General features: G+C 36.0%; 23 protein-coding genes, 2 other RNA genes and 2 riboswitches. Of the genes, 20 read left to right on the forward strand and 5 right to left on the reverse strand.

The genetic code is table 11. From position 1 onward, the window contains the following. The first annotated feature begins 86 nt into the window (after window positions 1-86). From C564_RS0102425 to C564_RS0102450, 6 genes are all read left to right on the forward strand, one after another. Entirely contained in the window at window positions 87-1,226 is a 1,140-nt protein-coding gene (locus C564_RS0102425) for a THUMP domain-containing class I SAM-dependent RNA methyltransferase (RefSeq protein WP_018764299.1), read from the forward strand. 62 nt (window positions 1,227-1,288) lie between these two features. After that, entirely contained in the window at window positions 1,289-1,474 is a 186-nt protein-coding gene (locus tag C564_RS0102430; protein ID WP_003196411.1) for a DUF3921 domain-containing protein, read from the forward strand. Window positions 1,475-1,607: 133 nt separating this feature from the next. Next, the gene (locus tag C564_RS0102435) at window positions 1,608-3,545 is read left to right on the forward strand and encodes an ATP-dependent DNA helicase (protein WP_018764300.1); all 1,938 of its coding nucleotides are present in this window, start codon (window positions 1,608-1,610) and stop codon (window positions 3,543-3,545) included. A gap of 147 nt (window positions 3,546-3,692) precedes the next feature. After that, window positions 3,693-5,210, forward strand: a complete 1,518-nt coding sequence (locus tag C564_RS0102440; RefSeq protein WP_018764301.1) for a carboxypeptidase M32 — start codon at window positions 3,693-3,695, stop codon at window positions 5,208-5,210. 84 nt (window positions 5,211-5,294) lie between these two features. Then, window positions 5,295-5,774, forward strand: a complete 480-nt coding sequence (locus C564_RS0102445) for a GNAT family N-acetyltransferase (RefSeq protein WP_018764302.1) — start codon at window positions 5,295-5,297, stop codon at window positions 5,772-5,774. Window positions 5,775-5,868: 94 nt separating this feature from the next. After that, window positions 5,869-6,426 carry an SMI1/KNR4 family protein gene (locus C564_RS0102450; protein ID WP_026008440.1) on the forward strand — a complete coding sequence of 186 codons (558 nt, stop codon included), beginning with the start codon at window positions 5,869-5,871 and terminating at the stop codon, window positions 6,424-6,426. A 90-nt stretch (window positions 6,427-6,516) separates the two neighbouring features. Here C564_RS0102450 and C564_RS0102455 read toward each other — a convergent pair whose 3' ends face one another. Both C564_RS0102455 and C564_RS0102460 read right to left on the reverse strand, forming a co-directional pair. Continuing rightward, a complete protein-coding gene (locus C564_RS0102455) occupies window positions 6,517-8,166 on the reverse strand; it encodes a b(o/a)3-type cytochrome-c oxidase subunit 1 (RefSeq protein WP_018764304.1) in 1,650 nt (549 codons plus the stop codon). Continuing rightward, window positions 8,163-8,636, reverse strand: coding sequence for a cytochrome c oxidase subunit II (locus C564_RS0102460; protein WP_018764305.1), 474 nt, complete (start codon window positions 8,634-8,636; stop codon window positions 8,163-8,165). The genes C564_RS0102455 and C564_RS0102460 overlap by 4 nt, the downstream gene beginning before the upstream one ends. A 439-nt stretch (window positions 8,637-9,075) precedes the next feature. Between C564_RS0102460 and C564_RS0102470 the strand changes: the two genes are divergently transcribed. The 3 genes from C564_RS0102470 to pbuX all read left to right on the forward strand — a co-directional run bounded on the left by C564_RS0102470 (window position 9,076) and on the right by pbuX (window position 12,075). After that, a complete protein-coding gene (locus tag C564_RS0102470) occupies window positions 9,076-9,822 on the forward strand; it encodes a type I methionyl aminopeptidase (protein ID WP_026008441.1) in 747 nt (248 codons plus the stop codon). A 126-nt stretch (window positions 9,823-9,948) separates the two neighbouring features. Further along, window positions 9,949-10,050: riboswitch (purine riboswitch) on the forward strand. Window positions 10,051-10,156: 106 nt separating this feature from the next. Further along, window positions 10,157-10,750 carry a xanthine phosphoribosyltransferase gene (locus C564_RS0102475; protein WP_016114144.1) on the forward strand — a complete coding sequence of 198 codons (594 nt, stop codon included), beginning with the start codon at window positions 10,157-10,159 and terminating at the stop codon, window positions 10,748-10,750. 2 nt (window positions 10,751-10,752) lie between these two features. Further along, window positions 10,753-12,075, forward strand: coding sequence for a xanthine permease PbuX (gene pbuX / locus C564_RS0102480; protein WP_003196428.1), 1,323 nt, complete (start codon window positions 10,753-10,755; stop codon window positions 12,073-12,075). Between the two features lie 19 nt (window positions 12,076-12,094). On the opposite strand, the gene C564_RS0102485 is transcribed toward pbuX, so the two are convergent. Further along, a complete protein-coding gene (locus C564_RS0102485; protein WP_018764307.1) occupies window positions 12,095-13,258 on the reverse strand; it encodes a DUF418 domain-containing protein in 1,164 nt (387 codons plus the stop codon). Between the two features lie 490 nt (window positions 13,259-13,748). On the opposite strand from C564_RS0102485, the gene C564_RS0102500 reads away from it, so the two are divergent. Next, complete coding sequence (locus tag C564_RS0102500) at window positions 13,749-17,408, forward strand: dynamin family protein (RefSeq protein ID WP_018764310.1); 3,660 nt, start codon at window positions 13,749-13,751, stop codon at window positions 17,406-17,408. 3 nt (window positions 17,409-17,411) lie between these two features. Here the strand turns inward: C564_RS0102500 and C564_RS0102505 are convergent, their stop codons facing one another. Further along, window positions 17,412-17,666, reverse strand: a complete 255-nt coding sequence (locus tag C564_RS0102505) for a DUF3931 domain-containing protein (protein ID WP_000369734.1) — start codon at window positions 17,664-17,666, stop codon at window positions 17,412-17,414. A gap of 71 nt (window positions 17,667-17,737) precedes the next feature. Between C564_RS0102505 and C564_RS0102510 the strand changes: the two genes are divergently transcribed. The 5 genes from C564_RS0102510 (at window position 17,738) to ssrS (C564_RS34290) (ending at window position 19,861) form a co-directional block, all read left to right on the forward strand. Beyond that, a complete protein-coding gene (locus C564_RS0102510) occupies window positions 17,738-18,193 on the forward strand; it encodes a GNAT family N-acetyltransferase (protein ID WP_018764311.1) in 456 nt (151 codons plus the stop codon). 56 nt (window positions 18,194-18,249) lie between these two features. Then, the gene (locus tag C564_RS0102515; RefSeq protein ID WP_003196439.1) at window positions 18,250-18,522 is read left to right on the forward strand and encodes a DUF2533 family protein; all 273 of its coding nucleotides are present in this window, start codon (window positions 18,250-18,252) and stop codon (window positions 18,520-18,522) included. 2 nt (window positions 18,523-18,524) lie between these two features. Continuing rightward, window positions 18,525-19,358 (forward strand): sulfurtransferase, encoded by an 834-nt coding sequence (locus tag C564_RS0102520; protein WP_018764312.1) that lies wholly within the window; start codon window positions 18,525-18,527, stop codon window positions 19,356-19,358. 115 nt (window positions 19,359-19,473) lie between these two features. After that, window positions 19,474-19,656, forward strand: a non-coding RNA gene (gene ssrS, locus C564_RS34285) — 6S RNA. A 21-nt stretch (window positions 19,657-19,677) separates the two neighbouring features. After that, a non-coding RNA gene (gene ssrS / locus C564_RS34290) (6S RNA) lies at window positions 19,678-19,861 on the forward strand. A gap of 169 nt (window positions 19,862-20,030) precedes the next feature. Here the strand turns inward: ssrS (C564_RS34290) and C564_RS0102525 are convergent. Next, a complete protein-coding gene (locus C564_RS0102525; protein ID WP_018764313.1) occupies window positions 20,031-20,480 on the reverse strand; it encodes a hypothetical protein in 450 nt (149 codons plus the stop codon). An 82-nt stretch (window positions 20,481-20,562) separates the two neighbouring features. Here C564_RS0102525 and C564_RS0102530 point away from each other — a divergent pair, with 82 nt between their 5' ends. The 5 genes from C564_RS0102530 (at window position 20,563) to C564_RS0102550 (ending at window position 24,851) form a co-directional block, all read left to right on the forward strand. Next, window positions 20,563-20,874, forward strand: coding sequence for a hypothetical protein (locus C564_RS0102530; RefSeq protein WP_003196444.1), 312 nt, complete (start codon window positions 20,563-20,565; stop codon window positions 20,872-20,874). Window positions 20,875-20,877: 3 nt separating this feature from the next. After that, window positions 20,878-22,110, forward strand: coding sequence for a glutathionylspermidine synthase family protein (locus C564_RS0102535; protein ID WP_018764314.1), 1,233 nt, complete (start codon window positions 20,878-20,880; stop codon window positions 22,108-22,110). Beyond that, window positions 22,107-22,493: a DUF350 domain-containing protein gene (locus tag C564_RS0102540; RefSeq protein WP_018764315.1), complete on the forward strand. Its 387-nt coding sequence runs from the start codon at window positions 22,107-22,109 to the stop codon at window positions 22,491-22,493. The genes C564_RS0102535 and C564_RS0102540 overlap by 4 nt, the downstream gene beginning before the upstream one ends. A gap of 67 nt (window positions 22,494-22,560) precedes the next feature. Then, window positions 22,561-22,724: riboswitch (M-box (ykoK) riboswitch) on the forward strand. A 394-nt stretch (window positions 22,725-23,118) separates the two neighbouring features. After that, the gene (locus tag C564_RS0102545) at window positions 23,119-23,850 is read left to right on the forward strand and encodes a P-type ATPase (RefSeq protein WP_018764316.1); all 732 of its coding nucleotides are present in this window, start codon (window positions 23,119-23,121) and stop codon (window positions 23,848-23,850) included. Window positions 23,851-23,984: 134 nt separating this feature from the next. Beyond that, window positions 23,985-24,851, forward strand: coding sequence for a 5'-3' exonuclease (locus C564_RS0102550; RefSeq protein ID WP_018764317.1), 867 nt, complete (start codon window positions 23,985-23,987; stop codon window positions 24,849-24,851). The last annotated feature ends 150 nt before the right edge of the window (window positions 24,852-25,001 follow it).

Genomic DNA, 25,001 nt, shown 5'->3' on the forward strand with positions numbered 1-25,001 from the left:
ATAAGAAAATACTTCGTAATATTTAATAATTAATAGAAGGAAAAGCTATTAATTATTGTTTGATTATACATAAGAGGTGAATGCAAATGGGAAAAGTTACTTTAATTGCAACAGCAGCAATGGGAATTGAAGCTTTAGTTGCAAGAGAAGTTCGCGATCTTGGTTATGAATGCCAAGTAGAAAACGGAAAAGTAACGTTTGAAGCGGATGCAAAAGCGATTTGTCGCACTAATTTATGGTTACGCACTGCAGATCGTGTGAAAATTAAAGTTGGTGAATTTAAAGCAACAACATTCGATGAATTGTTTGAAAAAACAAAAGCATTGAACTGGGGAGATTACATTCCAGAAAACGGAGAGTTTCCTGTAATTGGGAAGTCTTTAAAATCAACATTATTTAGTGTTTCAGATTGTCAACGTATTGTGAAAAAGGCTGTTGTTGAGAAACTAAAGACAACATATAGACGTACAACTTGGTTTGAAGAAGATGGTCCTTTATTCCGTATCGAGATTGCGATGCTAAAAGATATTGCAACATTGACAATTGACGCGAGTGGCGTTGGTCTTCATAAACGTGGATACCGCCTTGACCAAGGGGAAGCGCCTTTGAAAGAAACATTAGCGGCATCTTTAATTAAACTTACAAATTGGAAGCCAGATCGTCCGTTTGTTGATCCGTTTTGTGGATCTGGAACAATTCCGATTGAGGCAGCTTTAATTGGTCAAAATATTGCTCCTGGTTTTAACCGTGAGTTTGCATCAGATGCATGGGGTTGGATTGGTAAAGAAAATTGGCGTGAGGCTCGTCAAGAAGTAGAGGATTTAGCGAATTATGATCAACCATTGCAAATTATTGGATCAGATATCGACCACCGTATGATAAGAGTTGCACAGGACAATGCTGATGAAGTTGGACTGGGTGACTTAATTTCATTTAAACAAATGCAAGTAAAAGATTTTACAACAAAAGAGGAATATGGCTATGTTGTAACGAATCCTCCATACGGAGAACGTTTAAGTGAAAAAGCGCTTGTTGAAAAATTATATAAAGAAATGGGAGAAGTATTCCGCCCATTAGATACGTGGTCACTGTATTTATTAACGAGCTATGAAGCGTTTGAAAAATGTTATGGAAAAGATGCATCGAAAAAGCGTAAACTATTTAACGGTTTTATTCGTACAGACTATTACCAGTACTTTGGTAAACGCCCACCTCGTAATTCATAGTATAAAACCTCTTTGACGCGCATATACTGGCTATTATGTAATGTGCAAAAGGAGGAATAAATATGGATGGTTTCCAATTGTCGATGATTCAAAAGGCCATTCATCGTACGTATGATGAGCTTGGAAAAGAAATTAATCTTCAGGGTGTAGTTGCAGATGAAATACAGAAAGCACAGGAAGAATATTTATCTGCATTATCATATGAGACATTGATTGATAAGCGTTACTTAAAGTCATTAATAGAGTGAAAAATTTTCCTTTATATAAAGGAAAATTTTTTTCGCTCATTTCTATGTATTGCAACAGGGGAAAGCAACTGCTATTTAGATATAGCAGTTGCTATATCTTTTTATAGAAAAACTTTTTGGTTGGAGGCTAAGGATGTTTACTGAGAAGAGATTACCATTTGAAGTAGGGAAACAAGATAATTTTTATGATAAGTTGAATGAGTGGATTGGAGATGTGTTTTACGATATCCTCCCAGAAAAAGGTTTTGAAGAACGCGATGAACAAATTTTTATGGCATTCCAATTAGAACGAGCGTTTCAAGAGAAGAAAGTTATGTTCGCAGAGGCGGGTGTAGGAACGGGAAAAACGATTGTGTATCTTTTATATGCAATTTGTTATGCACGTTATACAGGAAAGCCAGCTATTATTGCTTGTGCAGACGAAACGCTAATCGAGCAGCTTGTGAAAGAAGAAGGGGACATTGCGAAATTATCAGAAGCATTAGGGTTATCTGTTGATGTACGTCTAGCGAAATCAATGGATAATTATTTATGTTTACGTAAACTTGAAGATGTAATGAGTGGACGAGCTCCAGAAGTAATTGAAGATCTATATTATGAATTACCTCAGTTTGTATTTGATCATGGAACAATGCAAAACTTTACGCATTACGGTGATCGAAAAGAGTTTCCATTATTAAATGACGAAGAATGGTCAAAGGTATCTTGGGATTATTTCCAAGACTGCTTCACATGTGATTCTCGTCACCGCTGTGGTCAAACGCTCTCTCGTGAACATTACCGTAAAGCAGCAGATTTAATTATTTGCTCTCAAGATTTCTATATGGATCATATTTGGACATATGATGCTCGTAAACGCGAAGGGCAAATGTCGCTTTTACCAGAAAGCAGTTGCGTTGTTTTTGATGAAGGACACCTTGTGGAATACGCAGCGCAAAAAGCACTGACGTATCGATTAAAGCAAACGATGATGGAGCAACTCTTAACAAGATTATTACAAAATGATATTCGAGAAGAGTTTGCTCATTTAGTAGAAGAGACAATTTGGCAAACAGAGCGTTTCTTTGATGTATTAAGAGAAAGTAAAAAAGAAATTGCTGGATCAGATCGTTTAGAAATTACAGTAACAGAAAAAGTGATTACAGAAGCGAAACGACTTTATGCAAAAATTGCTGAAGTTGGTGATGCTCTTGTATTTGAAAGTGAAATGTATACAGTAAACACTTATGATTTAAATATCGTTGATGAGCATTTAGATGTACTGGAACATTCACTTCGTCTCTTTATGCATGAGAAAAATGTAATTACATGGGGAGAAGAAGGTGATGGTGCCTTTACGTTAGTTATTATGCCACGTGCGGTAGAAGAAGTGCTACAGGAGAAAGTATTCTCGAAAAAGATTCCGTATATCTTCTCTTCTGCTACATTATCTGAAAATGATTCATTCGCATTTACAGCAAATAGTTTAGGGGTAAAAGATTATTTATCATTCTCAGTAGCTTCTCCATTTGATTATGAAGAGCAAATGAAAGTATACTTACCATCGTATAACCAGGAAAATGAATGGGAACGAAAATGTCAGTATACGCTTGAGAACATTCAAAAAACAAATGGGCGTACGCTTGTATTATTCCGCACAACACAAGAACTTGCGGCGTTCAAAGAATATGTGAATAAAGAACAAATGTCTGTTCCGTTCTTATATGAAGGAGATCAAGAGATTAGTCAGCTTGTTTCCCGCTTCCAAAATGAACAAGAGACTGTGCTTTGCGCTGTTCATTTATGGGAAGGTTTAGATATTCCGGGTTCTTCACTATCACATGTCATTATTTGGTCGCTACCATTCCCTCCAAACGATCCTGTGTTTGAAGCGAAACGTAAGCATGTTAATGATCCGTTTTGGGATGTAGATGTACCATATATGATTTTACGTCTTCGTCAAGGAATTGGACGTTTAATTCGTACGAGCGAAGATAAAGGTGCTATTTCGTTATTCTTATCAGAGAATGAAAATGAAAAGGTTATTGAGGCTGTAAAGAAAGTACTTCCAGTAGAAGGTACGGTACTATAAAGTGAAACTGTAATCAGTAGTGGTTTTCTGCACCCCTCACCAATGGAAAAAGCTTAGCGTTTGCTAAGCTTTTTCTTTCTATATGGAAAAGGACTTTATATCTTTATGTCGAAATATAGGTGAGGTAGAAAAAGGAGGCAATAAAATATGACAATCGCTACATATGAAGTAGAAAAAGAGTTTTTAGCACACGTGAAAAAGATAAATAATTATGGGGAAGCATTAAGCCTAATATTTTGGGATTTACGTACAGGAGCACCGAAACAAGGTGTGGATCAACGCTCTGAGGTAATAGGAATGCTTTCATCAGAGGTATTTTCATTATCAACTTCTGATGAGATGGAAAGATATTTAAAAGAATTAGAACAGCTAATAGTAGATAATGAAATTTCCGAAACAACAAAGAAAATTGTAGAAGAGTGCCGCAAAGCGTATGATCGAAATAAAAAAATTCCACAGGCCGAGTATGAAGAGTTTGTTAAATTGCAAGCAAAATCGGAAAGTGTTTGGGGAGAAGCACGTGAAAAATCTGATTTTGAAATGTTCCGACCATACTTAGAAAAAATTGTTGAATATAAGAAAAAATTTATTACATATTGGGGTTATGAAACTTATAAGTATAATACGCTTTTAGATATGTATGAGCCAGGTATGACAGTAGAAGTGTTAGATCATGTATTTGGACAACTACGTGAGCGTATTGTTCCACTTGTAAAAGATATTGGTGAATCAAATAAAGAATTAAAAACAAATGTCTTATTTGAACATTTTTCAAAAGAACAACAAAAGAATTTTACTTTAGAGTTACTAACGCAATTAAATTATAATTTCGAGGCTGGCCGTCTTGATGAAACGATACATCCTTTTGAAATTACATTAAATAGAGGGGATGTTCGCATTACAACTCGTTATGATGAGAAGGACTTCCGCATGGCAGTTTTCGGAACAATTCATGAATGTGGACATGCTGTATATGAACAAAATATTTCAGAAGAATTAGAAGGAACACCGCTTTGCAGTGGTACATCGATGGGAATTCATGAATCGCAATCGCTATTCTTTGAAAACTTTATTGGACGTAATAAATCGTTCTGGAAGAAAAATTATGATATATTGAAACAATTTAGTGATGGGCAATTTGAAAACGTATCTGTAAATGAATTCTATGATGCGATTAATGAATCAAAGCCTTCCTTTATACGTATTGAGGCAGATGAACTTACATATCCGCTTCACGTTATGGTTCGTTATGAACTGGAGAAAGAATTATTTGATGGAACATTAGAAGTAAAAGACTTGCCGGCAGCATGGAATGACAAGATGGAGAGTTATTTAGGTATCCGTCCAGAAACGGATGCACAGGGTGTGCTACAAGATGTACATTGGTCAGATGGATCTTTTGGATATTTTCCATCTTACGCACTTGGTTATATGTATGCAGCGCAATTTAAACATAAGATGTTAGAGGAAATTCCAAACTTCGATGCATTGCTAGAAGAAGGAAATGTGACACCAATTCGTGAATGGTTAACAAGAAATATTCACCAATATGGTAAAACGAAAAAACCATTACAAATATTAGAGGATATAACAGGTGAAGGGTTAAATGCAAATTATTTAGCGGATTATTTAGAAGCGAAATATAAAGAGATTTATGAGTTATAAAAAGAAAAGGAGCTGCTTTAATGCAGCTCCTTTTTATGAATTAACATTTTACTGTATATGTGCGTTGCTTAAGGAGGAAGAGAAGTGAATTATACTTTTGAAGTGATGACACAAGAGCAAGCAGAAGAAATTGCGTTTAAATGGCACTATGAGGATAAGTATTCTTTTTATGATATGGAAGCCGATCAAGAAGATTTAGTGGAGTTTTTAGATCCTAAAATACGCGGAGAAACGACTTTTGCTGTTAGTGAGAATAATAGGCTTGTTGGATTTTTTAGTTTTAATAAAGTAGATATACATACAGTGGATATTGGACTTGGAATGAAACCAAACCTGACTGGAAATGGATTAGGTTTGGTATTTATAAAGGCAGGTCTGGTTTTTTGTGAAAAAAAATATCAATCTAAGTATATAACGTTATCAGTGGCAACATTTAATCAAAGGGCAATTAATGTTTATAAGAAAGCAGGTTTTGAAGCAGTTGGAGCTTTTATTCAAGAGACAAATGGAAGTCGCTTTGAATTTTTAAAAATGATGTATGTGACTTTATGTCCATCAAGATAAAATAGTTTTGAAACGATTTGCTTAGTAGTGATTTATGTTTTTTATGGATTCTATCGTATATAAAAATACATTTTTTTGAAATTTATGGAGGGATATGAAAGTGTGTTGTTTTGATGATTTTGATTTTAATAACTTTTGGGATGACAGCGAATATGCAAGAGATGAATATATTTCTGAATATCCTACAGATGAAATGATTTCTAAACTAGAAAATGAATTAGGGTATAAGCTACCTGAATCTTATATTTGGTTAATGAAGAAGCATAATGGGGGAATTCCAATAAACGATTGTTTTCCTACAGATATTCCTACAAGTTGGGCAGAGGATCATGTTGCTATAACTGGTATTTATGGTATTGGATATAAAAAAAGTTCTTCATTAGGTGGAGAATTTGGTAGTGAATTTTGGATTGAAGAATGGGGATATCCTGAAATAGGAGTAGCTATTTGTGATTGTCCCTCGGCTGGACACGATATGATATTTCTTGATTATAGGGAGTGCGGCCCGAAAGGAGAGCCTTATGTTGTACATATCGATCAAGAATATGATTATAAAATTACATGGTTAGCAAAAGACTTTGAGAGTTTTATTAGAGGGCTTGTAAATGGGGAAGTCTATGATGATAGCGAACAAATCAAGGAAGAATATTAAGAAAAGGAATATACTTATTAAGCCTGCAGGTACCTGATTAAATAGCTATTCTCGAAATAAAGCAGAGGGGATATCCCCTCTGCTTTTCACTTACCATAATTTAAACCCTTTTGAACCGGGCGGAGCATTTTGAATCATATCGATAAACGGAATAGTATAAGCGAATAGAATGAGTAGAGCTGTAATACCAATCCAAAGCTTCCAATTATCAAAAACCATCGGTGTACGTTCAGATGCATCAGCTACTTCACCGATTGGAAACTCTGTTTGTCCTTTTGGGGCAAAGAAGACAAGATCTAAGTAAATAATGATAGCAATTACAATTCCTACAAATAAAATGGCTCCTCCGACTGCTTGCGCAATTTGATATGGAATCCATTCAAGTGCTTGCTGCGAATTTCCATATGTAGAAAAAGCAGAACGCCGAGGTGCCCCGAGTAACCCGGCAAAGTGCATACCAGCGGACATAAAGAACATACCGATAGCCCACACGCAAGTTTGAATCATGGCAAGCCGGTTCATTTCCTTTGTCATGACACGTCCTGTTAGATGTGGAATTAACCAATAGGCGATTCCGAAAAATGTTAATACAACAGATGTTGCTAATGTTAAGTGGAAATGCCCAGTTATCCATACAGTATTATGAACGACCTGGTTTAGTTGGTTACTTGCATTGACAAGTCCACCAGCACCAGCTGGAATAAACATTAACATACCGACGAATGGAGCGAAAAATCTAGCATCTCCCCATGGGAGCATTCGAAGCCATCCGAATAGTCCAGTAGCTCCTTTTGAACGCCCAAACTGTTCAAAGGTTGCAAATAAAGAGAAGGCGGTCATTAAAGATGGAATGACAACCATAAATGTTAAGACAACTTGTAAGTATTTCCACCCAGGATCAATACCTGGTTCTGTTAATTGGTGGTGGAATCCTACAGGCATAGAAAATAGTAAAAATAAGATGAATGACAAACGAGCTAGTGAGTCACTGAAAATTTTACCGCCAATAATTTTCGGTATAATGACATACCAAGCCATATAGGCAGGAAGGAGCCAAAAATAAACGAGCGGATGACCGAAGTACCAAAATAGTGTTCGGCTGACCAGGACGTCAATTTTATCAATAAAACCTAGGCTCCATGGAATAAATTGAATAAGTGCTGCTGCCGCTACACCAAGTGTTGCAACAAGCCATAGTGCCATTGTCACAACAGCCATAAAGCTTAACAGAGGACCTATTTTTCCTTTGTTATGTTTTTTCCATGTACGATACTGAGCAAACATTGCAAATCCGCTGAACCAACTTCCAACAATAACAAGGGTAAGGCCAATGTAAAATCCAGGATGTGCTTTTAATGGAGCATAGAACGTATAGAGTACAGTAGCTTTATTGAGTAGGATAAAAATTGCAGTAATTGTTGTTCCAATTGTCATAAGCCAAAAACCAATCCAGCCTGTTTGTCGGGCACCTTTTGAGAGGACACCAGTTGTTTTACTCATACAAGCAAATAAGAAACCGATAATAAAGAACGTTGTTAAGACGAGCCCGAGTAAAACACCGTGTGTTGTTAACACTTGATAATAGCCAATACCAGCAGGTAAATTGAATTTTCCTGAACGGACAAGAACTTGTAGTAATCCGCATAACCCACCTAAAAACAAGGCGATAAATGCGATGTGAATATGGGCCATTGCTAATTTTGCATCTCGTTTGCTTATTTTATCCTGCAGTGCAATCATTTGTCGGTCACCTCTACTTTCGCGCTCATCATATGATGGCCAGTACCACAATATTCATTACAGACAATTAAATACTCTCCAGATTTTTGGAAAACTTGTGAAGTGGTACTTACATATCCAGGTTCAATCATCATGTTGACATTTGTCCCTGCGATTTCAAAACCATGTACAACATCTTTTGTCGCAACGACAAAATCTACTTTTGCCCCTTTTGGTACTTTAATTGTATTTGGTGTGAAAGAAAAAGCTTGTGAGACAATCGTCACTTGATAATGATTTTTTCCAACTTGTTTAACGCCGGGTTGATCAAATGGTGCGGTCGCTTGAACCTTTTCTGGGTCAATTGTAGTTAAACAACTTGGCGGTTTGTTACCCATATAAAAAGCACTAATCCCTAAAACAGCCAAAAATACGAACAGTGAGCCGACACCGAAAATGAGCCAAATTTTTTCGTATTTATGTAAGTGCATATCTCCATCTCCCTTTTCAGAACTATATCTTATAGCCGATTAACAAAAATTTGATAGACGCTAAACCACGTGAAAATAATGAAAAAACCAATAAAAAAAACAGAGATTAAAGTTCCTTTTAACGAACTTTTTTGAGTGTTTTCAGTTTCTGTCTGATGTAAATTATGTTCCCCCATGATACCCCTCCTTGGATAAATGAAATCTTACATTTTTATAATACAAAAAATTTAGATAATTTCATCACGTCCGAATGTGCTTTCAAAAAGTGTTCATTGATACAATAAAAACTATGTCTATGATGAGAACTTATAAAGTCGCGGATTCTTACAAGTTTTGGAATGTTAATTTGTGAAAAAAATGTGAAATGAATGCTCTTTTGAAATTGTTGAGGAGGATGTGTATGATTGAATTTGGAAAGCTTTTATCGAGGGGAGATTTCATGAGTACAATAAAAACGAAAAAAGAAATAAATTTGATGCGCGAATCTGGGAATTTACTAGCTTCGTGTCATCAAGAAATTGCGAAAATAATAAAACCAGGCATCACGACATTGGAAATTAATACATTTGTTGAAACGTATTTAGAAAAGAATGGTGCGACACCTGAACAAAAAGGATATAACGATTATCCATATGCAATATGTGCATCTGTGAATGATGAAATGTGTCATGGTTTTCCGACTACTCACCCATTAAAGGGAGGTGATATTGTTACGATTGACATGGTAGTGAACTTAAATGGTGCTCTTGCTGATTCTGCATGGACTCATAAAATAGGGGATATTTCTAATGAAGCAGAAAAGTTATTACTAGTAACGGAAAATGCTTTATATAAAGGAATTGAGCAAGCGATAATCGGAAATCGTGTAGGTGATATTGGATATGCGATTGAAAGTTATGTAGCTTTGGAAGGGTTTTCTGTCGCAAGGGATTTTACAGGGCATGGAATTGGTAAAGAAATCCATGAAGAACCAGCAATTTTTCATTTTGGAAAGCCAGGTCAAGGATCAGAATTACAAGAAGGAATGGTAATAACGATCGAACCGATTGTAAATGTAGGTATGCGATATTCAAAAGTAGATTTAAATGGATGGACTGCCCGGACGATGGATGGAAAATTAGCAGCGCAATACGAGCACACGATAGCAATTACAAAGGATGGACCAGTTATTTTAACGAGTCTCTAGTAGAAGAATACGAAATGTAAGAGGTTTCAAAACTCGAACGAAAAAGATGTTTTTGTAAAATTTGTACGTGTTTTTTTCTGGAAACGCTTTTCAAAGTAAAAAAAGTGCGTTATAATCCTTCTATAAAATAAATAGGTTAGCTACACTCATATAATCGCGGGGATATGGCCTGCAAGTTTCTACCGAAGTACCGTAAATACTTTGACTATGGGTGAGGACGAATATATTGCTGGTTTAGCATTCTTTTTTGCGAAGCTCCAAAAGCACGTCTCTCACTTGTAACGAGTGGTGGCTGCTTTTGGAGTTTTTTATTTGCATAAGAGGGGGAGCAAACATGAAAGTATTACAAGAAAAGATTTTAAACGAAGGAAAGGTTTTATCTGGTGATGTGTTGAAGGTAGATGCCTTTTTAAATCATCAAATTGATCCAGTACTTATGCAAAAAATAGGAAAAGAGTTTGCACAGCGTTTTAAGGAAGATAATATTACAAAAATCGTGACGATTGAATCTTCGGGTATTGCACCAGCGGTTATGGCAGGTTTAGAGCTTGGTGTAAAAGTGGTTTTTGCAAGAAAGCGGAAATCGTTAACGTTACAAGATAATATGTATGTTGCAAAAGTATACTCATTTACAAAACAAGAAACGAATGAGATTTCATTATCTAGAAATCATATCCATGAAAATGATCGTGTATTAATCATTGATGACTTTTTAGCAAACGGTCAGGCTGCTTTAGGCTTAATGAGTTTAGTAGAGCAAGCCGGTGCAAGTATTGCTGGGATTGGAATTGTTATTGAAAAAGCATTTCAAGACGGAGGAAAGAAACTACGTGAAAACGGTGTTCGTGTAGAATCACTTGCAGAAATTGCATCACTTGATAACGGTACTGTTACATTTGTTCAGCATGAGACTGCGGAGGTGAAATAGTCATGAAGCAACACCCATTTAAAATCGCATCCCTTGGCGTGCAACATATGCTTGCGATGTATGCAGGAGCAATAATTGTTCCACTTATTGTTGGCGGAGGACTTGGCTTAAATCAACGAGAATTAACATACTTAGTATCCATCGATTTATTAATGTGTGGTGTCGCAACAATTTTACAAGCTTTATCGAATCGATTTTTTGGAATTGGTCTTCCTGTTGTACTTGGTTGTACGTTTACAGCAGTTGGACCGATGATCGCCATCGGTAAACAGTACGGTGTTTCTTCCATATATGGAGCAATTATTGCAGCAGGATTGTTCGTTGTTATTTTTGCAAAATTATTTGGAAAGCTTGTGAAACTGTTCCCGCCTGTAGTAACGGGTTCTGTTGTTACAGTTATTGGAGTTACATTAGTTCCAGCGGCTATTAATGACATGGCTGGAGGAGTTGGAAGTAAGGATTTTGGAAGTCTAGAAAACTTAGCGTTAGCATTTGGTGTTTTACTATTTATTATAATTATGTACCGCTTCTTTGATGGTTTTATCCGTTCTATTTCTATATTACTTGGTCTTTTATTTGGTACGATTATTGCAGCATTTATGGGAAAGGTGAGCTTGCAGGCTGTTGGAGAAGCTGAGTGGTTTCACGGTATTCAACCGTTTTACTTTGGCACACCAACATTTGAGTTAACGCCGGTTATTACGATGATTCTCGTTGCTTGTGTTGGGATTGTGGAAGCAACTGGCGTGTATTTCGCTTTATCCGATATATGTAACAAAAAGATTGGTGAAAAAGAGCTAACAAAGGGTTATCGTGCCGAAGGATTAGCGATGATCTTAGGTGGTATTTTTAATGCATTTCCATATACGACTTATTCGCAAAACGTAGGTCTTGTTCAATTAACAGGTGTACGAAATCGCGTCATTATTTATACGTGCGGTGGTATGTTAATCGTTCTTGGTTTTATTCCAAAAATTGCAGCTATCACAACGATTATTCCAAAGCCAGTACTTGGTGGTGCCATGCTAGCAATGTTTGGGATGGTTATGGCATACGGTATTAAAATGTTAAGTAGTGTAGACTTTGCAAAACAAGAAAATTTATTAATCGTAGCATGCTCTGTTGGAATTGGCCTTGGTGTAACAGTCGTTCCAACGTTATTCTCTCAGCTTCCAGAAAGTATTCGTATTTTAACAGATAACGGAATTGTACTTGGAAGTGCGTCAGCTGTACTCTTAAATATTGTGTTTAATATGATTCCGCAGCGCAAAGCGAAAACAAAAGAAGAGCAAATTCCAATGCAAAGTGCTGTAACAGAAGCATAAACAAAAAGCAAGGTTCTCATTAAGAGACCTTGCTTTTCTTTTTTAGAGGCATCATTTTTCCATATGTGCCAAGGCGCCAAATATATTCAAGTGGACCGTACTGATAATGAGAGAGCCACCAGCGACTAATACAGATTTGTAATGTATAAAAGCCGATGCAAAATATTGGGCCGATCCATAATGGTACTGGTAAATAATTTTTGAAAAACAGACCAAACACAAGCAATGTAATGATTGTGCTTGAAATGTAATTTGTTAGTGCCATTCGTCCTACATATTGGAATGGACGTAATAGCTTCTGCCAACGCTCCTTCTGTAATAAGCGCATAAGTGTGAAAATGTAAAAGATAAATAATGTTTTCCCGCTAAACATTGTAAGACCTCTCATGTAGATTGGTTCATATGGTTGTTTTGCCACAAAGTAGCGAATCATGAAGAACCAAATAGGTAATGTTAAAACGAACATAATGATTTGCCACTTTTTTAGTTTTGGATCTAGTTCCTTCGTTCGGCGGAAAATGTCGTTTTTGCCGGCATATAAGCCGAGCAAGAATAATCCAACTATTTCTGGAAGTATAAAAAGGTTTGTCTGGATTACTTCAGAATAAAAGTCTGTAAAGCGATCTTGCACTTGTACTCCCCAATTTTCTAAAGGCATAATGGGGTGGGAAGTTCTTAATTCTTCTATTGGCATAAACATAAGGAGTAAACTCATTAGTAGCATGAAAAACTGGAAAAGTCCTAATAGAACTAAAGCCCATATTAAAACAGTACGAGGCTTTCTTTTATAAAATAAAAATAAGAAAAATCCTGCAATTGCATAGCTATGTAAAATATCCCCATCCCATAAAAGGACATAATGTATGAAGCCGAATAATAATAAGATGAGGAGACGACGAACAAATAATGTTTTTGGATGATCTGTTTTTGTCTCAGCACGCTGCATGAAAATGTAAAATCCTAGTCCAAACAAAAATGAAAAAATAGTATAAAATTTTGTTTGAATAAACATGTCATAAAATAGGCGAATATAACGGTCTATTCCTTCATAACCTCCTGTGATTTCACTAGTGTCAACACCAGCAATAACAGGCCAGTTAACAAGAAAAATACCAAATACAGCAATCCCTCTAATAATATCGATAGAATGAATCCTCTCACTGTACGAAACGCTTTGTTCCATTATTTTCCTCCTTTGAATAAAGCCCTTTTATTATACAAAATGTTATCAAAAGGAGATAGAGGGGATTTCCAATTTTTGAAACTGTTAAGATGTTTGTTATGAGATATAATAAGGATGCACAGCAAGTTTTTCACTCCTTTAAAACAGGTAGTAAAGAAGCTCCTTATTTTCAAGGAGCTTCTTTTTCAGAAATTAATATTGATAATGATTCTCTTTAATGATAAAATATACTCAAAAGTGATAATCATTATCAAAAAAGGTTGGTGTGCTAAATATGGTATATGCATTAGTTGCAGGAACGGTGGCTGTGTATGCTGTCGTTACAAAATATGTGTTAAATGGAGTCGGAGCAACAAAATGAACAAACTTACATAGAATCCCTTTCATCTGTCAAAAGAATGAAAGGGATTTTTTATTTTTAATGAGAATATCCTGAAAATTTAGTATGATAGTAGGGTATATACATCTTGGAATAAAGGGGAACAAGGGGATGACAAACATAGTACAGACAAACAGTATGAAAAAGCTTGTTTGTTTTTATGAAGAATGGCAGAAGCATGGTGATACGGAAAATAGTTTGAAGTTGTTTGAAGTGATTCAAAAATATAAGCAAGAACAGCTTATGATTGCTTTTTGCGGTCACTTTTCTGCTGGAAAATCGACAATGATGAATCACTTATATAAAGCGCAGTTATTACCAACAAGTCCGATTCCGACAAGCGCGAACGTTGTTAAAATTGAAAAGGGACAGGACCGTGTTGTTGTGACAGTGAAATCTGGAGAGCATTATGAATATGATGGTGCATACTCGGCGGAAGAATTGAAACAGCTTTGTAAAAATGGTGATGAAATAATTGGCGTTCATATTTATCGAAATGATGCGCCAATTCCTGATGGCGTTATGCTCGTTGATACACCTGGAATTGATTCAACAGATGATGCGCATCAATTAGCAACAGAATCAACACTCCATCTTGCGGATGTTATTTTTTACATGATGGATTATAACCATGTTCAGTCAGAAGTGAATTTGCAGTTTGTGAAAGAATTAAAGCAGCGTAATAAAACAGTTTATCTTGTTATCAATCAAATCGATAAGCATAAAGAAAATGAGCTATCATTTGAAGATTATAGGCAAAGTGTGAGTCAATCGTTTTCTAACTGGGATATTGAAGTAGATGGTATTTTTTATACTTCTTTACGAATGATGAACCATCCGTATAATGAAATACAAAGATTAGAGAAATTACTTTCTTCGATTATGAAAGAGCGTGAGCAGTATGTGGGCAATGGTATGGAAAGAGAAACGGCATATTTATTACAAGAACATTTTTCATTTATTCTTGCAGAAAATGAAAAACAATTAATGCCCTACCAAAAAGAATTAGCATCACCTCTATCGCTTACAGACGTAATGGAAAAGAAAGAAGAGCTTATTGAAAATAAACGACGTGTGGCTAGTAAAGAATCGGACGTGAAAAATGAATTTATAAAAGGATTGCAAGCAATATTAGACAATGCTTACTTAATGCCATTTGAAATGAGAGAGCTAGCAAATCAATATTTAGAAACGAAGCTAACGAAGTTTAAAGTTGGTTTGCTATTTGCAAAAGGAAAAACAGAGCAAGAAAAACAGCGGCGTTTAGATGCATTTTATTCAGCACTAGGGAAGACCGTTGAAACACAGATTGATTTTCATGTGAAAGAGTTTATTGTGGCTTTCTTAAAAGATGAAGGGATGTTTACAGAAGAAGTCGGAAAAGACATATATGCACTGCGAATTTCTTTTGGTCCAGAATTATTAGCAGAAACCATTAAACAAGGTGCAGGGTTTACAGGAGATTACTTGCTTCTTTATACAGCGGATGTTGCGAATGAGCTGAAGAAACGCTACTTTATGAAAGCACAGCAAATTTTTGAGCAAAGCACGGGCGTTTTACGGAAAAAGATGGAGAAAGAGATTGCTCATATTGAACAAGAAATTGAGCAATATACTATGTTACAGACAGCAAAAGAAACAAAATTACAATATATTGAGGCGTATGATAAATACGAGAATTACTTACAAGGTATTTGGAGCGATCATGTACCGGTGCCAAATGAATTGCAAGTAGAAAAAGTATTACAAGGGAAGAAACAGGTTGTAAATGAGAAGTTTACATTACAAGAACAAGAGGTACAAAGTGATAGTATTTCGTATAAGGAAGAAAATATAAAAACAACAGCAACATTAAATATTCATCGTATATTAGAACAAGTAAAAGATGCGGAAACAATATTAGAAACTCTTCCTACACTTAAACATTTGCATCAAGAAGTTGTTGGGAAAAGAAAACGTGTTGAAACAAAGCAATTTACAGTAGCGTTATTTGGAGCTTTTAGTGCAGGGAAATCATCATTTGCAAATGCATTACTGGGTGCGAATGTACTCCCGGTATCACCAAATCCAACAACGGCGACGATTAATCAGATTTTACCGATTACAGAAGACAAACCTCACGGCACAGTAATTGTTCAGTTTAAATCGAAGCAGGCGCTATTAGAAGATATGAAAGCAGTTTATAAATTGTTTCATTATGAAATAAAGACATTTGAAGAAGCGTTATTACAAATAGATACAATCCTACAATACCCGTCACCAAGTGGAAAGCAGAAAACAACATTTAGTTTTTTACGTGCAGTGCAGAAGGGATATCAAGCAGTTTCTAATCATTTGGGAGAACAAGTGCAAGTTACGTTAGAAGAATTCTCTGATTATGTAGCGAATGAAGAGAAATCATGTTTTGTTGAATATATGGAATTATACTATGATTGTGCTTTAACGAGACAAGGTGTTGCACTTGTTGATACACCAGGAGCAGATTCTATTAATGCTCGACATACAGACGTTGCATTCCAATATATTAAAAACGCTGATGCGATTTTATTTGTAACATACTACAATCATGTCTTTTCAAGGGCGGATCGTGAATTTTTAATTCAACTTGGCCGTGTCAAAGATACATTTGCGCTTGATAAAATGTTCTTTTTAATTAATGCAGCGGATTTAGCTCAGTCTGAGGATGAACTTGAAATGGTAAAAGGCTATATAGCAGACCAGCTCCTGCAATACGGTATCCGAAATCCACGTCTATTTGCAATTTCTAGCTTATGTGCACTTGAGGAGAAACAAGGAAAGAGTATTGCAAAAGAAAAGTATGGTATCTTGAAAAATTCGGGGATTACAAAGTTTGAAGAATCATTTACATCCTTTATGATGCGTGATTTAATGCTCGTATCTGTCCATTCTTTATATAGCGCATTGCAAAGTGCTGAGCAGCTTCTTGTAAATATGATACAAGGAGCAAAGCAAGGGAACGATGAGAAAGAAAAACAAATAAAAAAATATGAAGCAGAACGTGAGCAGCTACTTCATATTATTTCATCGTATAGTGTACTTGCAGAAGAGCAAGCGATGCAAAATGAAGTGAAAGAACTGTTATATTATGTGCAGCAACGTCTATTTTTACGTTATAACGATGTGTTTACTGAATTTATTAACCCAGCATCCCTTCGAACAGATGGAAATGTGAAAATTAAGTTGCAAGAATGTCTCATGGAACTTGTAGCCTTTATCCAACATGATTTATTACAGGAAATGCGAGCAACGTCACTACGTCTTGAAAAATGGATGGATGAAGCGATGCAACGTGCAAAAGATGAAATTGCAGTGAAATGTAAGTTGGAAAACGAATCTATTTCTATGAATGGGACAGCAGATTATGAATACCAAGTTATTACGCATAAAGAGCCGTTTCCTTCTATAGAAATAAAGCATTTTAAAAAGGCATTATCTCATTTCAAAAATGAGAAAAGTTTCTTTGAAAAAAATGATAAAGCAACAATGCAGGAAGATACGAAGGAATCACTTGAGCCTGTCGTATCCCAATATGTAGCTGATGAAGAAGAGATATTTATCCAGCATTATAAACAAGAATGGGAATTGAAATGGGACTTATTCAAAAAAGTGATGCAGGAAGATGTTAAGCAATATTATGCAAGTGTATTATTCGCTTTAGCAGAGACAATTGATGTGTCGCTATATGAACAAAGTAAGGAACAATTACAGAAACAGTTAGCAGCAATCGAAAAAGAAATTCATATTTTATAAGCTCTATGAAAAAAAGATTCGTTCAATTTTCTTTTGTAATACAGCATCCAGAGATTTTACGAATCCTGCAAATTCATCTGTAGAAATCATATGAGTCAGAACTAACCGTCTGCCATCTGGTGTTTCACCGCATAAGACGAATGAAGAAAACTCATATGTTTTTCCATCTACAACTAATTTTGGGTGGGAATATGTTCCGTTTTTCTTTTTCTTTCCATCAATCGAGATGACGTTGCATTTTTTCTCATTGTTGTCCATGGTGAATCCCTCCTTTGTATTACTTATGGTAGACAAGGAGGGTTTAGAACAAGAGAGAAAGGGGGAATTTCATGAAAATTGTCATGGAACGTATTTCGCAAGATAAGGCGCCGATGTCATTATTGTTGCTTGCTGATCCCAGTGAGAGGCAAATTAATTCATATTTGAAGAGAGGTCTTTTATATATTGCAAAATATGAAGAAAATGTTATAGGCGTATATGTATTACTTGAAACAAGACCGCAAACAATGGAAATTATGAATATCGCTGTTTCAGAAGAAATACAAGGGCAAGGACTTGGAAAACAGTTATTACAGCATGCAATTGCAACTGCCAAAGAAAAACACATGCATAACCTTGAGGTAGGGACAGGGAATTCTAGTATTTCACAGCTTGCTTTCTATCAAAAATGTGGTTTTCGTATTTTTTCTATTGATTTTGATTACTTTTCGAAGCATTATGAAGAAGAGATTATTGAAAATGGGATTGTATGCCGAGATATGATTCGGCTTACAATAGAACTCTAGTCATTTTCTTATGAAGAATTGGCGAGAAAGTATAAATTATTTAGGGGGAAGAGAAGATGGAAGTACATAAAGCAATTACAGCACATTCTCGTAAACAAAATGAAATTGTGACAACATTTTTACAGTTAGAAGCACAGCGTGAAGCGGCAATTGAAGCAGCAGTAGCACTTGCGTCAAATGGAAAACATTTCTCAGTAGATGCAATTAATATGGTAACGAAGCAAATCAATGCTCTTGCTAAACGAGGTGTTGCACCGCAACGTAAAATTGTAACAGAAGATATGGTTATGGAGTATGTAGGTCGTCTGCAAGAGAAAGAAGGTCGTTAAGCATGATTGTTACAGTCGAATGGTTACGTGATCACATAGAAGATGAACATGTCCGTGTAGTCGATTGTCGTTTTGACTTAGCTGATTCAAATTGGGGACGAAAGCAGTATGAAAAAGAACATATTCCCCATGCATTATATTTTGACTTAAATCTTGATTTATCAAGCACTGTTACGGAGCATGGTGGTCGTCATCCACTCCCAAGTCTTGAGAATTTTGCCGAAAAGCTTTCTCAGGCTGGTATTGATGAAAATACGACAGTGGTTGCATATGATAGTCAAGCTGGTGCAATGGCTTCGCGTCTATGGTGGCTATTAACATATGTAGGACATCAAAAAGCATATGTGTTAAATGGTGGGTTTCCTGCTTGGAAAGACCAAAATTTATCTACAACAGCTGAAGTTCCAACCATTGAACGGAAAAAATTCATACCAAATGTGCAAGACAACATGCTTGTAACGATGAAAGATGTGAAAGAAAAAATTCGTACAAATGCAGATGTTACGTTAATTGATTCGAGAGAGCCAAAACGTTATGCTGGCGCTGAAGAATCTGTTGATCCTAAAGCTGGTCACATTCCAACAGCAGAAAATTATTTTTGGAAAGATGGAATCACATCGGAAGGTCAGTTCAAAGATAAAGAGGAACAAGAAGATCGTTTCCGCTATCTTAGTAAAGAGAAGGAAACAATCGTCTATTGCGGATCTGGTGTAACAGCATGCCCGAATGTATTAGCGTTACAAACAGCTGGTTTTCGTAACGTGAAGTTATATGCTGGAAGCTGGAGTGATTGGATTTCTTATCCAGAAAACCAAATTGTAAAAGAAGGACAGTAACCTCTTGCATGCAAAAATATTTTGTATTAAAATAAGGTCACAAGCAAGAATTTGCTTCAAAACATTACATTTTACACATTGCATGCAATGTGATAAGATAACGACAAGTAAATAAAACATCCTGCGGTGTACGTAACTTATTTATGTCTAAAACCGATGTTAGTTATACGGAAGCTCAATATTTAGCGACCATCATCAAGCCTTCCATGTGGAGGAAGATGTACGGTAGCTGTGAGGGCATCCACCTGCGAGTAGCGGGTTTTTGGACATTTACAAGGGACGGCACGTGCGGGGGTCTTATTTTAACTAACATTATATAAAATTCCTACGGTGTACGTAGCTTATGTATGTCTTAAACCAATAAGTATAATACGGAAGTTCAATATCTAAATGTAAACAGCATGCCATCTTTTTAAGAAGGAAGCTGAAAGCATTTATGAGAACATCCACCTGTGAGAGCAGGTTTATGGACATCTAGAGAGAACGGCATGTGTGGGGCTATATAAAAAACCTTACGTTTTATACGTAAGGTTTTTTTGTTTTAGGAACCTTTTATCGGGACTATGGAAATGATTAGAATTTCATTGTGTGGAGAGCATAAAAATATTAGAAATCAAATGAAACTTTAATCAGTGGGGGATGAAGAAACCCCCCACTGATTAAAGTTTCACTTTATCTGTGCCCACCTGTAAAATTTCCATAATAAACATAGCACTTTCGGTCTTCATCAATCTCTCTGGAATCTAAGGCGAGTTCCATAAATATTCCGTCTTTTTGAACGTACAAAATATCTGAATGGAGATACGTTAAAATCTCGTCATGGTTCCATACATCTTTACTTTCTATTAAAATTGAATTTGCCTCTTGTAGTTCTCTAATCTCAAAACCTATATGGGAATATGTAGGCTCTGAAGGATCATCGAAGAACGCTTCTTTTTGGACATATAATACTGCTGTTCCATCAGGATCCATCGCGGTCGCTGTTACGACATATGTATCTCCTTCTTTAATGAAATACTCACAAGTCATCCTTGCGACGGTTTCGGAAACAGGAATGTTCGCGTAGCTCCATAGGGCAGGGTATTGTTTCGCTTCATCATTGAGTCGATATTCTAACCGCAATTGTACTCCCTCTTCCTTTTTCTTCTATTTTATCATGAATTCTATTATAATAAAAAAATAATATACAAAGGAGCGTTGGAAAGTGACAAAAACCAAATGGTTAGTAACAGGTGTTCTTACTTCTTTAATGACTAGCACTTTATCGGGATGTACAGAAGATCTCCCTCCAAAACCGAAGGATAAGAGTTGTGCTGATTGGGATTGGGATGATGAACTTGGTGTGTGGCGATGTGATGACAACCGTTCAAGTTATCATGGGCATTATTATTACGGTAGTACATACTATCAAAATAAATCCACCTTCAAAAATTCATCTGAATTTAAGTCCTACCAAGCTTCGTCCAATTTTAAAGGGGGAATTGGAAGCGGTTCAAAGGGTGGATTCGGAGGTTAAACTATGTCGCTTTACATAAAGAAACGAAGTGAATTTTATTCAAGGTTCCCTCACTTTTGGTCTGACTTATACGGAAGTGAGTATAGCCTTTTTCATGTTTTTGAAATAACAGAACAAACAATCCAAGATTTGCAATTAGCAACAGAAAGAATGGGGAAAGTATTTTTTAAGACTGCTAGGCTTCTTCGGACCTTGTCTGACGCTCAGCTTCTTGAATTTGGTTTTCCATCTTCAAGTTTGCCTTTTATTAGAATGAAATCTCTGTTTCCTGAATCTATTATTTCACGGTTTGATTTTGTTTTGAAGGATAGTGGTATCAAAATGCTTGAGTTTAATAGTGATACTCCAACTTTTATCGTGGAATGCTTTCAAATGAATGGAGTGGTTTGTAAAGAATTAGATTATCATGATCCGAATAAGAATCAGGAACGTCTTCTCTCTTCTGGTATTACAAAAGCTGTGATGGAGGCTGCTAAGGGAATAGAAAGTCCAAATGTTGTCTTCACAGCCCATCATGAAAATATAGAGGATTGGAATACGACTGCGTATTTGAGTCACCTATGTCAGGTTAAAAACAAAATGATGTCAATGCCAGAACTCAGAATTACTGACGATGCTTTGGTCGACAGAGACGGTGTGCCAATTGATATTTTGTATCGTCAGACATATCCTATTGAAGACTTGGTTGAGGACAGGGATCCCAAAACCGGAGATCTTGTAGGGATTGAGCTACTGCAACTTGTAAAGGAAGGAAAGCTCTTTATTATAAATCCTATCTCATCCTTTCTGCTTCAGCCAAAATCGATTCAATGCCTGATTTGGGGATTGGCCGAGGCGGGCGCTTTTTATACAAATGAGGAACGACAATGGATAAAAAAATATATGCTCCCTACTTACCTAGAACAGGATCCTTTTTTAGGGAAAAGTTCTTTTGTTCAAAAGCCTTCGTTCGGTAGAGAAGGCGACACGGTTACAATTCGTGACAAAGACACCAATATTGTTAATCAAAATTCATATCAAACGTATAAAAAAGAACTTCCTGTATTTCAAAAATATATAAAGCTTCCAGTTGTTTCACTTGAGACTGAAAGGGGAAACGAGGAGCTGTCGTATGTGTTTGGATCGTTTTTAATTGCAGGAAAACCAAGTGGTATTGGTATACGTGCCGGTGAAAAAATTACGGGGAATGAATCTTATTATTTACCTGTAGGAATTAAAAAGGAGGATTATAAATGATAAATTTCTTACTTTATTTAGCGATTTCAATCGGTCTTTTATGTATCGGTCTGTTTCTTATGGAAGTGACAACGAAAGTCAAGGAATTTTCGTTAATGGCGAAAGGTAATAAAGCAGCAAGTTATGCACTTGGAGGAAGACTTCTTGGTCTTGCTATTGTTTTGTATTCGACCGCAGCTAATTCTATTTCATTTTTGGATATGGTTTTATGGGGAGCGATTGGAATTTTAGCACAGATTATTGTGTTTTATTTAGCTGAATGGCTCACACCGCGTTTTAATATCAATCAAAGCATCGAAGAAGATAATCAGGCCGTCGGACTTTTCCTTATGTTTTTATCAATTTCCATCGGAATCGTGATTGCTGGGTGTTTAACGTATTGAAAAACCTTGAACTGAAGGTGTTGACATCTATTTTAAATAGGAGTAACATTTTCTATGTAATAAAAAAATAAGTCTCTGTTAGGTGAGGCTCCTGTATAGAGAAATGCTACTGCCCAAAAATGTCGAGAGACGCCAATGGGTCAACAGGAATGATCGAATTAAGGTTTTTCTTAACGTAGCTGGTAATGTACCTATGCTATACAGTGCTAAAACTCGGCGAGGGAGAGGTTCGCAGATTTCTATGTTGATTAGGAATCGCTTATTTACGTATGTAAAGACCTTTACTCGCTTATGAGTAAAGGTCTTTTTATTAACAAACTATGACCATTTCCATAGTATAAATACTGACTAACAAATGAAAGAGGAGGTGAGGAGCATGTCAAATTCTGACTCGGTTCCGTTACCCATATACTGCAAAACAAAAATATATGATGTAGGCAGGAAACGACTTGTTCCTCCCTCTATAATTTATCACTAAAATAGCGGGCAGCTTATAGTTATGTGCTGAAATAATTATGAGTTGAGCGTAGACACTTTAACTGAGTTTAGGGATATCCATTGTTAAAGTGAGATAAATTGAGAAACAAAGCGTTTCTTCCTATGTTGTAAAGGAGGAGACGATAATATGTTATATGTAAATAAACTTGTGGGTAACATGTCTCATAAACAAAGTAAAAGAATGATGAAAGAGCAATCTATGTTAAAACAAAATAAAGACTTGTTAATTGAAATTGCAACAAGAGATGTAAAGTCTGTATTTGCTTATTTTAAAACGACAAGAGATGGTCTTTCTATTAAAGAAGCGCAGAAACGCATGCATGTGTACGGGAAAAATGAATTACCTTCAAAAAGAGCAATTCTTTTTGATGTAATGATGAAATTATGTGAAATGCTCCCTGGCTTTACAAAGCAACGTGTTCATAATCAAAATCAGTGTGAGATTGTAATGGTTACTGTTTCTAGGATAGAAGGATGTACAACTGCGGAGATGAATAGCGAATCAAAAATAATGAAACTTCCAGTTGAGGAGCTAGTTCCCGGGGATATGATTTTTCTTTCAGCAGGTGATACAGTTCCAGCTGATGTACGTATTATTTTTGCAGAGGATTTGTTAGTAAATGAATCGGTGCTAACAGGGAAAGAAACGAATGTAGAGAAATTTGAAAACTGTTATCATCTTGAACGCAAACGTTTTATTCCGTTAAAACGAATGAAAGATTACAATCCACTTCAACTTGAAAATGTATGTTTTAAAGGCACACATGTTGTAAATGGAACTGCGAAGGCTGTGGTCGTTTCAACAGGTAAAAACACGTATTCTGGATTACTTCATACATGCTGTAGTCAAACATGTTAAACTATTAATGGTGCTAAATATATTAAAACATTGTATAATAGATAAAGTTGAACAGAAACGTAGAATGGTAATCTATTTATATAACCTTACGTGATAACGTGAGGTTATTATTTTTTGTTAGTAGGAGAGGAATTATGAAAAAAGTATTGTTAGTTGATGGCATGGCACTATTATTTCGTGCCTTTTACGCAACAAGTGTTTACGGCCAATTTATGAAACGACAAGATGGTACCCCAACAAACGGGATTCATGGTTATATGAAACATTTATTAACAGCGGCGCAAGCGATTGAACCGACGCATATTGTAACGTGCTGGGATATGGGAAGTACGACATTCCGAACAGAATCTTTCTCAAACTATAAAGCAAATCGTGCAGCACCACCAGAAGAATTGATTCCGCAATTTGATCTCGTGCAAGAGATGACATCGAAGTTATCTATTCCTGTAATTGGTCTGAAAGGCTATGAGGCTGATGACTGTATTGGTACGTTGGCAAAAGAATACGCTAGTGAGGCAGAAGTATACATTTTAACAGGCGATACAGATTTATTACAGCTTGTTGATACAAATGTTAGGGTAATGCTTCTTCGTAAGGGTATCGGAAACTATGAGTATTATACGCCAGAGAAGATTAGGGAAGAAAAAGGCGTAGAGCCTTGGCAAATCGTTCATGCCAAAGCATTTATGGGAGACACGAGTGATAATTATCCAGGTGTAAAAGGAATTGGCGAAAAGACGGCATATAAACTAATTCAAGAACACGGAACCGTAGCGGCAGTATTAGAAAATATAGCGGCATTAACAAAAGCACAGCGTACAAAAATTGAAAATGATTTGGAGAATTTAAACATATCATTACAATTAGCACAAATTCATTGTGAAGTTCCGATTTCATGCTCGCTAGAAGAAGGACTGCATACAATTGATGAAGAGAAAGTACGATTTGTTTGCGACCAAATGAACTGGGGAAGACCTGAAATATTTATAAATATGCTGTAAAAGCAATGCTAGAGAGATTGCTTACCACTATAGATAACGTCTGATCAAATATATTTTGATTAGGCGTTATTTTTTATGTGATTTCTTTTAATCGATAAAGTTATCAGAAAAAATACTTAGTTTTCATTTGGAATTCAAATAGATTTCACA

The sequence above is a fragment of the Bacillus sp. 105MF genome, from assembly GCF_000374885.1.
GTDB classification, from domain to species: Bacteria; Bacillota; Bacilli; order Bacillales; family Bacillaceae_G; genus Bacillus_A; species Bacillus_A pseudomycoides.

Bases quoted from the DNA above. Each gene is read 5' to 3' on its own strand.
- C564_RS0102425 (WP_018764299.1), top strand. From the start codon at position 87: ATGGGAAAAGTTACTTTAATTGCAACAGCAGCAATGGGAATTGAAGCT.
- C564_RS0102430 (WP_003196411.1), top strand. From the start codon at position 1,289: ATGGATGGTTTCCAATTGTCGATGATTCAAAAGGCCATTCATCGTACG.
- C564_RS0102435 (WP_018764300.1), top strand. From the start codon at position 1,608: ATGTTTACTGAGAAGAGATTACCATTTGAAGTAGGGAAACAAGATAAT.
- C564_RS0102440 (WP_018764301.1), top strand. From the start codon at position 3,693: ATGACAATCGCTACATATGAAGTAGAAAAAGAGTTTTTAGCACACGTG.
- C564_RS0102450 (WP_026008440.1), top strand. From the start codon at position 5,869: ATGAAAGTGTGTTGTTTTGATGATTTTGATTTTAATAACTTTTGGGAT.
- C564_RS0102455 (WP_018764304.1), bottom strand. From the start codon at position 8,166: ATGATTGCACTGCAGGATAAAATAAGCAAACGAGATGCAAAATTAGCA.
- C564_RS0102460 (WP_018764305.1), bottom strand. From the start codon at position 8,636: ATGCACTTACATAAATACGAAAAAATTTGGCTCATTTTCGGTGTCGGC.
- C564_RS0102470 (WP_026008441.1), top strand. From the start codon at position 9,076: ATGAGTACAATAAAAACGAAAAAAGAAATAAATTTGATGCGCGAATCT.
- C564_RS0102475 (WP_016114144.1), top strand. From the start codon at position 10,157: ATGAAAGTATTACAAGAAAAGATTTTAAACGAAGGAAAGGTTTTATCT.
- pbuX (WP_003196428.1), top strand. From the start codon at position 10,753: ATGAAGCAACACCCATTTAAAATCGCATCCCTTGGCGTGCAACATATG.
- C564_RS0102485 (WP_018764307.1), bottom strand. From the start codon at position 13,258: ATGGAACAAAGCGTTTCGTACAGTGAGAGGATTCATTCTATCGATATT.
- C564_RS0102500 (WP_018764310.1), top strand. From the start codon at position 13,749: ATGACAAACATAGTACAGACAAACAGTATGAAAAAGCTTGTTTGTTTT.
- C564_RS0102505 (WP_000369734.1), bottom strand. From the start codon at position 17,666: ATGGACAACAATGAGAAAAAATGCAACGTCATCTCGATTGATGGAAAG.
- C564_RS0102510 (WP_018764311.1), top strand. From the start codon at position 17,738: ATGAAAATTGTCATGGAACGTATTTCGCAAGATAAGGCGCCGATGTCA.
- C564_RS0102515 (WP_003196439.1), top strand. From the start codon at position 18,250: ATGGAAGTACATAAAGCAATTACAGCACATTCTCGTAAACAAAATGAA.
- C564_RS0102520 (WP_018764312.1), top strand. From the start codon at position 18,525: ATGATTGTTACAGTCGAATGGTTACGTGATCACATAGAAGATGAACAT.
- C564_RS0102535 (WP_018764314.1), top strand. From the start codon at position 20,878: ATGTCGCTTTACATAAAGAAACGAAGTGAATTTTATTCAAGGTTCCCT.
- C564_RS0102540 (WP_018764315.1), top strand. From the start codon at position 22,107: ATGATAAATTTCTTACTTTATTTAGCGATTTCAATCGGTCTTTTATGT.
- C564_RS0102545 (WP_018764316.1), top strand. From the start codon at position 23,119: ATGTTATATGTAAATAAACTTGTGGGTAACATGTCTCATAAACAAAGT.
- C564_RS0102550 (WP_018764317.1), top strand. From the start codon at position 23,985: ATGAAAAAAGTATTGTTAGTTGATGGCATGGCACTATTATTTCGTGCC.